This window comes from Streptomyces glaucosporus (genome assembly GCF_039533345.1).
In the GTDB taxonomy this organism is placed as follows: domain Bacteria; phylum Actinomycetota; class Actinomycetes; order Streptomycetales; family Streptomycetaceae; genus Streptomyces; species Streptomyces glaucosporus.
Genome location: NZ_BAAATJ010000001.1, coordinates 300,842 through 313,229, shown reverse-complemented (window position 1 = coordinate 313,229; position 12,388 = coordinate 300,842). Strand labels below are relative to the sequence as shown.

The window sequence follows — 12,388 nt, the reverse complement described above, 5'->3', positions numbered from 1 at the left end:
CAGCCTGTTCGCCAACACAGCCAGAGACAATTGTGCCCGCACCCCATCGGTATGCACGACACACGGGTGGGGCCGATGGTTGCGCGGCCCGCGCCGGTCCCCTCCGTCAGCGGCCGAGCTTGGCCCGCACCATACCCACCATGGCCGTCAGCTCCTCGATCCGCATGCGCTTGGCCGCCAGCACGAAGACCACGGCCAGGGCCAGACCACCCGCGACCAGTGCGACGGCGCCGCCGGTGAATCCGGAGCCGAGCGCCCGGAGCACGGCGTAGGCGGCACCCCCGCCGACGAGGGCGGCCGGCAGGCCCGCCCCGCAGAGCCTGATGTAGGTGCGGACGACGCGGGCCCCGTCCAGATCGCCGCCGAGCCGCCTGCTCAGCCGCTTCCAGGCGACGCCGACCCCGACGGCGTAGGCGAGACCGTACACGGCGGCCATGCCGACGACCGCCCAGCGGCTGGGCAGTACTAGGAAGCACAGCACGGAGCCGGCGGCGTTGCAGGCGGCGACGATGACCGTGTTGTAGAAGGGGGTGCGGGTGTCCTCGTAGGCGTAGAAGCCGCGGAGGACGACGTACTGCACGGAGTACGGGATCAGGCCCAGACCGAAGGCCATCAGGGTGTACCCCATCGAGGTGGCCGCATCGGTGCCCGCCGAGGAGTACATCAGCAGGCACATCGGCACACCGAGCGCCAGGAAGGCGAAGGAGACGGGCACGATGGCGACGGCCGAGGTGCGAAGTCCGTGCGAGATGTCGTCGCGGACGGCGCCCGGATCGTCGTCGTGGGCGGCGCGGGAGATCCTCGGCAGCAGGGCGGCCATCACCGAGACGGTGATGATGGCCTGCGGCATCTGCCAGATCAGCTGGGCGTTGCTGTAGGCCAGGATGCCGGTGCCGGGGTGGCCCTCGGCGTCGGCCGCCTTGCCGGCCCAGGTGACGAGCTGGGTGACGACCAGTACGCCCGCCTGGTTGGCCAGGACGAACAGCACCGTCCACTTGGCGAGGCGGGCGGCCTTGCCGAGCCCGTGACCGCGCCAGTCGAAGCGCGGACGGATGCGGAACCCGGAGGCGCGCAGGTACGGCACCATCGCCAGCGCCTGGACGACCAGGCCCAGCAGGGTGCCGACACCGAGCAGCCGGACGCCCTCCGGCGGGATCGTCCCCACGGTCATCCCGGAGGTGCGGGACGTGCCGTAGACCCAGATGAACAGGCCGAAGGTGGTGATGATGACGATGTTGTTCAGGACCGGGGTCCACATCATCGCGCCGAAGCGGCCACGGGCATTGAGGATCTGGCCCATGACGACGTGGATGCCCATGAAGAAGATGGTGGGCAGGCAGTAGCGGGCGAAGGTGACCGCCACGTTGTTGGCCTCGGGATCACTGGCGATCGGCACCGACAGCATCCGCACCAGCAGCGGCGCGCCGAGCACGGTGAGCGCGACCATGGCCGCCAGGATCACCGTGACCAGGGTGAGCAGGCGGTTGGCGTACGCCTCGCCGCCGTCGGGGTCGTTCTTCATGGCACGCACGAGCTGCGGCACGAAGACGGAGTTCAGACCGCCGCCGATGGAGAGGATGTAGATCATCGTCGGCAGCGTGTAGGCCACGGTGTAGGCGTCGCCGAGAACGGCGGCGCCGAGCGCGGCGGTGATCACCAGAGTGCGCAGAAAACCCGTGAGCCGGGAGACCATGGTGCCCGCGGCCATGATGGCGCTGGACTTCAGTATTCCGCCGCGGCGCGAGGGCTTGGCGGAGGTCTCGGGCGGTGCGGCCGCGGTGTCCTCCGGCGCCGGAACGGTCTGCGGCCCCAGGGGCAGGGTGGTCTCCGAGGCGGGGACCGGGGGCTGCTGGCCGAGACCCGGGGGAGGCCCCGGGGGCTCGGACGGCCCGTAGGGACCCCCGGGCTCGCCGTGCCGTCCGTACGGTCCGGCGGCGCCTGCCGGGGGCTGCTGGGACGGTGCCTGCCACTGGTCCTGGTACAGGTGCGCGAAGGCGTCGTCGCGCGTCCGCCCCCCGGCCTCGCCCGGTCCCTTGCTGAGCAGGTCGTCCACGCCCGTGAAACGCACGGTGGCGGGGTCGCCGCCGCGCGGAAGCCGCTGTGAGGGTCCCTCCGGCTCGGGGGGCGGGGCCGGCGCCCAGCGCCGGGGGTCGGGGGCGTGGTGCGGCTGCGACGGGTGCCGGTGGAGGTGCTGGGGGCCGCCGGGGCGGGGGGCGTTTTGGTCGTACGGCTCCCGGCCGTCCCGGGCGGCCGGTTCTCCGCCCGGCGCGTCGCCGCGGTCACGGTCGTACGGCGCGTTCATCGCTGCAACCCCACCTCATCGTCCGCGGCCGCTCTTCCCGGCCCCGACAGTTCGCTCAACGGTCCACCTTCTCACCCACGCCGGAGGGACCGGAACGGTCGGCCCCGGTGTCCTCGGTCCGGTCACCCGCCCGCCCGGTTCCGGCATCCTCTCCGGCACCGTCCGCGGGGGCGTCCCCGGCCTCCTCCCCGGTGGAGTCGGCTTCTCCGCCGGTCGCGGAACCCGGCGCCGGCGGGGCGTCCGGGTCGGTCCGGGAACCGGCGCGCTTGCGCTGGGTGTACATCCGCACACCGGCCAGGACCACCAGCAGGACGCCGCCCGAGATCACCAGCATCACGGTCGAGGTGATCTCGGTGACCTCCACGTGGAAGGTCATGGGCTCGCCCCAGGGTTCGTCGTCCGCGGTGTAGAGCTGGGCCTCCACCTGGGTGCGGCCGTTGGCCTTGGCGGTGGTGGGCACCTTCACGGACTGGCTGTGACCGCCCTTCACCGCCACCGGCTGCGGCCCGCCGACGTCCAGGCCGAGCCGGCGTCCGGACTTCAGCCGCAGTTCCAGCCCCTCCACGCCCTGGAGGAGGTTGTTCTGCACGGTGACGGGGATGGTGGCGCTGCGGCCGGACAGCTTCATGTCCGACTTCTCGACCAGCCGGACCTCATCCGTGAGCTCCTCCAGATAGCCGTGTGTCGAAGCCCGGTACTCCGCCGCGGCCTCGCGGTCGCCGCGCCAGGAGGTGGACATCGAACGGCGGATGGCGTTGCTGAACGGCGTCCTCACCCGGTCGGGCTGGGACAGGATCTTCAGGAAGTCCTCAAGGGTGCTCTGGGTGGCGCGGATCTCCTCGAAAGCCTCGGTGCGCAGCTCCTGCTTGCGCAGCGAGGACGGGTAGGACTTCTGGCCCGGCACCTTCCGGTTGGCCCGCGGGTCCGGGTCGGCCTTCGCAGCCTCGGACAGGGGCGCGAACTCCGTCCACCGGCCGTCGAGCTCCAGCGACCGGAGCGCGGCGGCCATGGTCTGGGCCTGGCTGGCGGTGGGCATCCGCTGCGGGGCCACCACGATGCTGCGCTGCGTGTCCGGCCGCTGGGCGGTGATCAGCTGGGTGTGGGCCAGGAACCGCTGCACGGACCGCGTCGAGTTCCGCGCCCGCGTCATGTCCTCCCGGAACAGCTTGGACAGCCGGGCGTCAGCCACGACGGCCGTGGTGCCGCCGCCGATCGGCCGTGCGGCCGTGGGGGTGTGGTTCAGCCTGCCGGTCTCGCGCAGGCTGTCGCTGCGGGTGATGACGTTGTGGGCGCCGGCGGAGGTGGCCACGGAGACGATCGAGGGGTCGATGGCGCCTTCGACCGGCCAGGCGAAGTCGGTGTTGGGCTCGACGTGCAGCTCGGTCTTCACCGTCTTCCTGGCCAGCTCGGTGGCAGGGCCCAGGTGGCTGAGCGCACCGGGGACCTTCTTGCCGCGGTGGGCCAGGGAGGCCAGGTCGGGGTCGCCGAAGGGGAGGGCGATCACCTCCTCGTCCTCCACCGCCTGCTGGAGTTCGAAGAGCCACTGCCGCGCGTGGTTCTGGGCCTTGCCCGGGACCGTGGTGTCGTCGTCGACCCGCACCTCGTACTTCTCGGTCATCGCCGCGACCGAGGCCAGCAGGTCCGGGTCGATCACCCAGGTGACCGGGAGGTCCCTGCCGAGGGCGACCAGCTGCTGGAGCCGTCCCCCCGGGGCGATCGCCTCGGCGAGGTCGTCGTTCTCGAGGATCGGCGTCTGGCTCTGGGCGTCGGCCCCGGTGTGGGCTCCGAGGTGCGTGGTGGAGACCAGCGGCCACAGGAAGGTGACCTGCGTTCTGGTGCGGGGCGGGGACGGCTGCCAGGGCAGGAAGGTCCGGTCGATGCCCAGCACCTGCTCGTACGGCTGCTCACGGGTCTGTCCCGACAGCGACACGCCGAGCGGGTACACCCCGGCCCCGTCCAGCGGCAGCTCCTCGACGGGCACCTCCAGGGTGAAGGAGCGGCCGGCACCGGCCGGGATGTCGCCGAGTTCCACGATGCCCTTCCCGCCGACCTCGGCCCCGTCGACGCCGGGGACCGACCCGGTGCGGGAGGAGAGCTCGTCGACCGAGCTGCGCGTGGCCAGCCGGTCACCGACGCGCAGTGCCACCTCGGCGTCGGTGACGGTGGAACCGGTGGTGTTGGTGACCCGTCCGGAGACGGTGACCGTGTCCCCCTTGCCGGGCACCGAGGGCGTGAGCCGGTTGATGGAGACCGCGGGCGTGCGCGCGTCGTCGGACGGGGCCGCCGGGGAGGCGGCGGTCCGGGGAGCGGCGTGGGAGGAGGCCCCCGGGAGGCCGAGGAAGGTCCCGGTCAGCAGCGGCAGGGCGGCCACGGCGGCCGTGCAGCGCCTCAGGCGACGACGCCGGTCAGGGGCGGTGGGGGTCGCTGGGGTCTGTGCCGCCTCGGCCACGTGCTCGTCCATCCTGTCCGCCGGTCGCCCGGTACCGCTCTGCTGCTGGTCTGACGCACCCAGATGCTGCACCAGATGCTAACGATCCCCGGCGGCCGTGAGTGCCGCGGAGCCGCGTGGGGCCGGGCACGTTCCCGTGGGCCGACCGGTGATCGGAGAGGACCGGGAGGGGAGGGCAACGTACCCTGTTCTGCTGTGCCGAACGCCAACACTGACAGCCATCCCCAGCAGCCGGCTCACGAGCCCGTGCGAGGGGCCCCTTCGGCGGAGCCGGGGGAGGCACAGCGCAGAGCCGTGAGCGAACTGCTGAGGGTGTCCCCCGTCGCCGACGACCTCGCCCGCCGCTTCAAGGATGCCGGATTCGAGATCGCCCTGGTCGGCGGTTCCGTACGCGACGCACTCCTGGGCAGGCTCGGCAACGACCTGGACTTCACCACCGACGCCCGCCCGCAGGACATCCTGGCCCTGGTGCGGCCCTGGGCGGACGCGGTGTGGGAGGTGGGCATCGCCTTCGGCACGGTGGGGTGCCGCAAGGAGAACTACCAGATCGAGGTGACGACGTACCGGTCGGAGTCCTACGACCGCACTTCGCGCAAGCCCGAGGTCTCCTACGGCGACTCCATCGAGGAGGACCTCGTACGCCGTGACTTCACGGTCAACGCCATGGCGGTGGCACTGCCCGAGAAGACCTTCGTCGACCCGCACGACGGCCTGGGAGACCTCGCCCGCCGTGTCCTGCGTACGCCCGGCACGCCCGAGGAGTCCTTCTCCGACGATCCGCTGCGGATGATGCGCGCCGCCCGGTTCGCCTCCCAGCTCGGTTTCGACCTCGCGGACGACGTGGTCACCGCGATGAAGGGGATGGCCGACCGGATCGGGATCGTCTCGGCGGAGCGGGTGCGCGACGAGCTGAACAAGCTGATCCTCGGCGACCATCCGCGCAAGGGGCTGGAACTGCTGGTGGAGACCGGCCTCGCCGACCGGGTGCTGCCCGAGTTGCCCGCGCTGCGGCTGGAGCGTGACGAACACCACCGGCACAAGGACGTCTACGAGCACACGCTGACGGTGCTGGAGCAGGCCATCGACCTGGAGGACGACGGCCCGGACCTCACTCTGCGGCTGGCCGCCCTGCTGCACGACATCGGCAAGCCCAGGACCCGCCGGTTCGAGAAGGACGGGAGGGTCTCCTTCCACCACCACGAGGTGGTGGGAGCGAAGATGACCAAGTCCCGGATGACCCAGCTCAAGTACCCGGGCGAGATGGTCAAGGACGTCTCCCGCCTGGTCGAGCTGCACCTGCGCTTCCACGGCTACGGCACCGGCGAGTGGACCGACTCGGCGGTGCGGCGTTACGTCCGTGACGCCGGTCCTCTGCTGGAGCGGCTGCACAAGCTGACGCGTTCGGACTGCACCACGCGCAACAAGCGCAAGGCCAACGCGCTGGCGCGCGCGTACGACAGCCTGGAGGCGCGCATCGAGCGGCTGAAGGAGCAGGAGGAGCTGGACGCCATCCGCCCGGATCTCAACGGCAACGAGATCATGGAGATCCTGGGACTGCCCCCGGGCCCCGAGGTGGGCGAGGCGTACCGGTACCTGCTGGAGCTGCGGCTGGAGCACGGCCCGATGGGGCGCGAGGCGGCCGCCGAGGCCCTCAGGAAGTGGTGGGCCGAACGGGCGTGACCATGCCGTCCCGTTCGGCCGGGTGGCCGTCGCCGCGTTTCACGTGAAACATGGCGGCGGCCACCGTCGCGTACAGAGCCGTCACCGTCGCCACCAGGGCCGCCGAACGGCCGTCGGGGGGGAGCATGAGGGCGGCCGCTCCGGCGGCGCCGACGAAGGCGACGTTGAAGAGCATGTCGTAGAGGGAGAAGACCCGCCCGCGGTAGTCGTCGTCCACCGAGGACTGCACGATCGTGTCCGTGGCGATCTTGGATCCCTGAGTGGCCATGCCCACGACGAAGGCGGCACACAGGGTCGGCAGGGGAGAGAAGGGCAGGGCCAGCGCGGGCACCAGTACGGCCGTGGCGGCCGCGCAGACCGCGATCCAGCCGAATCGTCCGGCACGGCGTACGGCCCAGGGGGTGAGGACGGCGGCGGCGAAGAACCCCAGGCCCGAGACGGCCACCGCCAGGCCGAGCAGCGCCATGCCGCCGATCCTTCCGCCGTCCCAGGCGTACCGGCACAGCATCAGGACCATCACCGTCAGTGCGCCGTAGCAGAAGCGCAGCAGCGCCATCGAGGCGAGCGACTGCGCGGCCCTGCGCCGCCGGGCCAGATGCCGCAGCCCGGCCACCAGTCCGCGTGCGGTGTCGGCGACGGCCGTGGCCATCCGGGGGTGGGGGGCGGAGGAGTCGGGGCCGAGCAGCTCCCGGCCAATCCGGAGCGCCGCGAGCGCACCCAGCAGGTAGATGACGGCCCCGGCGACCACCACCGCCGCGTCCGAACCGGCGCCCTCCGGGGCGGGGATCCGTATCAGGAAGGCGACACCGCCTCCCGCGGTGGCGGCCAGGGTTCCCGCGGTCGGGGAGAGCGAGTTCGCCACCACCAGCCGCTCGCCGTCCACCACCCGCGGCAGTGCGGCCGAGAGCCCGGCGAGGACGAACCGGTTGACGGCCGTGACCGACAGCGCGGCGAGGTAGAACAGCCACAGCGGCATCGAGGTCAGCACCAGCGCCGCGGTCCCCAGGGCGAGCACGGCGCGCAGCAGATTCCCGTACAGCAGGACTTGGCGTCGCTGCCAGCGGTCGAGCAGCACCCCGGCGAAGGGGCCGAGCAGTGAGTAGGGCAGCAGGAGGACCGCCATCGCGGAGGCGATGGCGGCGGGGGACGTCTCCTGCTCGGGGGAGAAGACCACATAGGAGGCGAGGGCGACCTGGAAGACGCCGTCCGCCGACTGGGACAGCAGCCGTACGGTCAGCAGCCGGCGGAAGCCGGGAAATCGCAGGAGCACGCGCAGGTCACGCACAACAGCCATGCGCTCAGCCTCACACACCAGCCGTCACGGCACGCACCGCGCCCCGTGGAAACGACGGACCCGCCGCTGTCGCACGGTTTCACGTGAAACGGCGGCGGGCCCGTGAACGCCTGCTCCCTCCGGCTGATCACTTCGCGGGGGAGTGGGACGAGGAGGGCGGCCCCCATCCCGTCACCGTCCGCGGATCCTCCCGGGCGATCTCGTACTCGTACCCGTGGCCGCGGCGGCCGAGGACGAAGACGTCGGGAGAGCCGTCCAGGACTCCGCCCGAGGGGTCGTCGGAGCCGTCGCGCCGGACCACGTCGTGCTGCGGCGCCAGGATGTCCCGCAGTACCACCGCGCACAGGTACAGCGTGCCCAGCAGGTGGACCGCGATGGCGATCTGGTAGCCCTCGGTGGGCAGCCCGTGGCGGTCGTCACCGCTGCCCGTGTAGGCGAGGTAGAACCAGATGCCGAGGTAGTACGCCACCTCGCACGCCTGCCAGACCAGGAAGTCGCGCCAGCGCGGCCGGGCCAGGGCCGCCAGGGGGATGAGCCACAGCACGTACTGCGGCGAGTAGACCTTGTTGGTCACGATGAACAGGGCGACGACGAGGAAGGCGAGCTGGGCGAAGCGCGGACGCCGCGGCGCGTACAGCGTGAGCGCGGCGAGACCGGCGCAGCCCAGGGCCATCAGCGCCGTGGCGTAGGTGTTGGCGTGCTCCAGCGGATCGCCGGTGCGCTGCGAGATGATCAGCCAGATCGAGCCGAAGTCGACGCCCCGCTCCTCGCTGAAGGTGTAGAACTTCGACCAGCCGTCCCATGCCGGCACCATGACGGGCAGATTCACGGCCAGCCACGAGAGCAAGGCTCCGCCCAGTGCCGTTCCGAAGTCCCGGAGACGACCCGCGCGCCAGCAGAGCACCAGCAGCGGCCCCAGCAGCAGGAACGGGTAGAACTTGGCGGCGGTCGCGAGACCGAGCAGCACCCCGAAGGCGAACGGACGGCTCCGCGACCACATCAGCATCGCGGCGGCGGTGAGGGAGACGGCGAGCAGGTCCCAGTTGATGGTGGCGGTCAGGGCCAGGGCCGGCGCGAGCGCGACCAGCAGCGCGTCCCACGGCCGGTGCCGGTGGACGCGGGCGACGCAGACCACCAGGAGGGCCGCGCAGGCCATCAGCATTCCGGCGTTGACCATCCAGTAGATCTGCTGCCGGAACATCGTCTCGCCGCTGCCCGGGGTGAACCAGGAGGCGACCTCCATGAACATCCCGGTCAGCACCGGGTACTCCAGGTACTCCATCCCGCCGGAGACGCTCTGCGGAATGCGGTCGAAGTACGGCGCGAGGTCGGCGGCGAAGCCGCGCCCGGTGTAGAGGTGCGGGATGTCGGAGTAGCAGGCGTGCACGTACTGGGCGGTCCGGCCGTGGAACCAGCCGCTCTCGTAGCAGGGCAGCTTCTGCACCATGCCGAGGGCGAACATCCCCATCGCCACCAGCAGCACGACCCGCACGGGCGACCACCAGTGCTGCCCGGTCAGCGCGCGCCTGCCGATCGGCCCGCCGATCAGCTCGCTGCCGCGGGCCGCGATCTCGTCCTCGACGGTGGGCCGTACCGGTGCCTGGGGGTCCTGGCGCGCGAACGTCATGGGCCCATCCTGCCGTATGCCGGTGCGGGACCCGTGGGGTTGCGTGAGCCGGGGGGCTCGCGACGGCCCCGAAGCACCCGGCGTCCGTCTTCGGCGACCGGCTCCACGGCCGGCCCGAACACGACGAAGAGCGGTGCCGGCCGCGACGGACCGGGAATCCGTGAACCGGATTCCGGCCGCCGGGCCGGCACCGCTCTTCCGCTGGGAGGGTCAGTTTCCGTTCATGCCCCAGATCGAGCCGTTGTCGCCGCCGCCGGGGCGGCCTCCGGTGTTCCCCTGGGCGTCGCCTCCGGTATTGCCCTCGGTCTGGCCCTCGTCGTCCTCGCCTCCGGTATTGCCCTCGGTCTGGCCCTGGTCCGCGCCGTTGGTGTTGCCCTCGGTCTGGCCCTCGTTGTCCTGGCAGAACCACTCGCCGGGTCGGCAGGTGTCCGACGGCTGGGTCGACGGCGTCGGCGCGGACGACGACGGCTCGGTGCTGGGCTCCGTCGTCTCGGACTCGGTCGGCGTCGGGTCGGGCGTCTCCGACACGGACGGCGACGCGGACGGGATGCCCAGCCCGTCGGCCTTCTTGCCGATGGGAAGGGCCCTGGGGAAGCTCTCCACGGGCTTGCCCTTGAGGGCGGCCTTCATGTAGTCCACCCACACCTGGGTGGGCAGCTCGCCACCGTGGATGGACTTGAAGCCGCCCGTGCCGTTCATCGACAGCAGCGTGCCCTCCGTCGGATCGCTGCGGAACATCGTGACGGCGGTGGAGAGCTGCGGGGTGTACCCCACCCACCAGGCGGACTTGTTCTGGTCGGTGGTGCCGGTCTTGCCAGCCGCGGGGCGGCCCAGCTGCTGGGCCCTGTGGCCGGTGCCCTCCGGGCCGTTGACCACGTTCCTGTGCAGGATGTCGGTGATGTTGTTGGCGATGTTGGCGTCGAGGGCCGTCTCCCTGTGCGGCTTCTCGAAGCCCTCCTTCTCCTCGCCCTCCTTCATGACCTTGGTCACCGCGTACGGCTCGACGTGGATGCCGGACTTCGCGAACGTCGCGTACGCCTCGGCCATCTCGATGGCGCCGGGGGTGGAGGTGCCCAGGGCGAAGGAGGGGTTGAGGTTGGGGTCGAAGCTGTCCTCGTCGATGCCGGCCTTCTTGGCCATGGCCTTCACCTTGTCCATGCCCACGTCCATGCCGAGCTGGACGAAGGGGGTGTTGGCGGACACCTCCATGGCCTTGCGCAGGGTGACGGGCCCGTGGTCCTCGTCGGCGTTGTTCACCTGGTAGAAGGGGTTGCCCTCCTTGTCCAGGTAGTCGGTGCCGTCCTGCCGCTTGATCTTGAGCTTGTTGTCGCCGTTGTAGACGCTCTCCGGCGAGATGCCCTCGCCGCCGCTCTTGTACGTGCCGTACTCCATGGCGGCGGAGAGCACGAAGGGCTTCCAGGTGGAGCCGACCGGGACGCCCTGGGTGTCGGCGTTGTTGGTGAAGTGACCCTTGTCGAAACCGGGGCCGCCGTAGATCGCGACGATCCTGCCCGTGCCCGGCTCCACCGAGGCCGCGCCGAACTGGACGTGCTTGTCCTTGCCGCCGGGGCGCTCCTCGGGCTTGAGGTACTGCTTCCGGACCTTGTCGACCGCCTTCGTCAGCGCGGTGACCTTGTCCTTCTCGAAGGTCGTGTGGATCTGGTAGCCGCCCTGGTCGAACAGCTCCTGGCTGAGGCCGAGCTTCTTCCGCACCTCGGCCCCGGCGATGGACACCATGTAGCCGACCTGGCCGTTCTGGCCGGCCAGCGGCTTGCGGGGCTTGAGCTTGGGGAACTCGTAGCCGTCCCGCTCGGCCTTGTCGAGCTTGCCCAGCTCGACCATCCGGTCCAGGACCCAGTTCCAGCGCTTCTTGGCGCGCTCGGTGTTGTCCGCGGCGGAGGTCTTCTCGCCACCGGCGGGGTCGTACAGGTCGGGGCCCTTGAGCACCGTGGTGAGCAGGGCGCTCTCGGGGGTGGTGAGGTCCTCGGCGCTCTTGCCGAAGTACGCCTGGGCCGCCGCCTCGACGCCGTACGCGCCCCGCCCGTAGTAACTGGTGTTGAGGTAGCCCTGGAGGATCTCCTCCTTCTCCATATCGGCGTTGACCTTGATGGAGATGAGCAGCTCGCGGACCTTGCGGGAGATCGTCTGTTCCTGGGTGAGGTAGGTGTTCTTCACGAACTGCTGGGTGATGGTCGAACCGCTCTGGGTGTCGCCGCCCCGGGCCATGTTGAACGCCGCGCGGGCGATGCCCATGGGGTCGATGCCGCTGTCCTCCCAGAAGGTGGCGTTCTCCGCGGAGACCACCGCGTCCTGCATCGACCGCGGGATGTCTTCTATGTTCACGTTCTGGCGGTTCTTGTCGCCGACCTGGGCCATCACCGACCCGTCTTTCCAGTAGTAGACGTTGCTCTCCTGGATGGCCAGTGCGTTCTTCTCGCTCGGAACCTCCACCATCGCCAGCCCGAGCCCCGCGAGACCGACGAGGGCGCCGAGGAAGGCCAGGCACAGGGCGGCGATCAGCTTCCAGGACGGCGCCCAGCGCCGCCAGCCGTCCTTGCCGGCCCGGGGGTAGTCGATGAACCGCTTCTTCTCCGGCTCGTAGCGGGCCCGGCGGCCTCCGACGGCGGTGGCGCCGCTCGCGGCACGGCGCCTGCCGCCTGCGGCGCGCTGCGCCGCGCGGCGGGCCTCGGCCCGGCCGCCGTGGGGGCGGTCGGAGGGCATGCCGTGGGAGCTCGGGGTGATCTCATGCGGCGGCTGCGCGGCACGCCGGCCGCCGGACGGCGGCTGGGCGGCGCGCCGGCCACGCGACTGCGGCGGCTTGCGACGGTGCTCGCTCATGTGGAACAGCTACTCCTCGGGCAGGCGCTCGCGCCTGAAGGCGGCGGTGTACTTCCGGTCCCCCGATGTGCGGCCCGGCCCGATTCCCCGAACTGGCCGCACTGCACCCGGGACGATGACGCTTCGAACGCCTCGTTGGTTCCCGGTCACCTTCTGCACAGCGGACAGACTACGCAGCTCCAAAACCTGCCAAGGTCG

At 71.2% G+C, this 12,388-nt stretch carries 6 protein-coding genes; 1 reads left to right on the top strand and 5 read right to left on the bottom strand.

All coding sequences use genetic code 11. From position 1 onward, the window contains the following. Positions 1-106: 106 nt before the first annotated feature. Complete coding sequence (murJ, locus tag ABD358_RS01395; protein ID WP_344628902.1) at positions 107-2,302, bottom strand: murein biosynthesis integral membrane protein MurJ; 2,196 nt, start codon at positions 2,300-2,302, stop codon at positions 107-109. A gap of 55 nt (positions 2,303-2,357) precedes the next feature. Next, on the bottom strand, positions 2,358-4,763 hold the full coding sequence (locus tag ABD358_RS01390; RefSeq protein WP_344628901.1) for a DUF6049 family protein: 2,406 nt from the start codon (positions 4,761-4,763) through the stop codon (positions 2,358-2,360). A gap of 183 nt (positions 4,764-4,946) precedes the next feature. Here ABD358_RS01390 and ABD358_RS01385 point away from each other — a divergent pair, with 183 nt between their 5' ends. After that, a complete protein-coding gene (locus ABD358_RS01385) occupies positions 4,947-6,431 on the top strand; it encodes a CCA tRNA nucleotidyltransferase (protein WP_425576211.1) in 1,485 nt (494 codons plus the stop codon). Here ABD358_RS01385 and ABD358_RS01380 read toward each other — a convergent pair. From ABD358_RS01380 to ABD358_RS01370, 3 genes are all read right to left on the bottom strand, one after another. After that, entirely contained in the window at positions 6,403-7,725 is a 1,323-nt protein-coding gene (locus ABD358_RS01380) for an MFS transporter (RefSeq protein WP_344628900.1), read from the bottom strand. The two genes, ABD358_RS01385 and ABD358_RS01380, sit on opposite strands and share 29 nt — an antisense overlap. A gap of 127 nt (positions 7,726-7,852) precedes the next feature. Continuing rightward, complete coding sequence (locus ABD358_RS01375; protein ID WP_344628899.1) at positions 7,853-9,352, bottom strand: glycosyltransferase family 87 protein; 1,500 nt, start codon at positions 9,350-9,352, stop codon at positions 7,853-7,855. A 210-nt stretch (positions 9,353-9,562) separates the two neighbouring features. Continuing rightward, on the bottom strand, positions 9,563-12,190 hold the full coding sequence (locus tag ABD358_RS01370; RefSeq protein WP_344628898.1) for a transglycosylase domain-containing protein: 2,628 nt from the start codon (positions 12,188-12,190) through the stop codon (positions 9,563-9,565). Between the last annotated feature and the right edge of the window lie 198 nt (positions 12,191-12,388).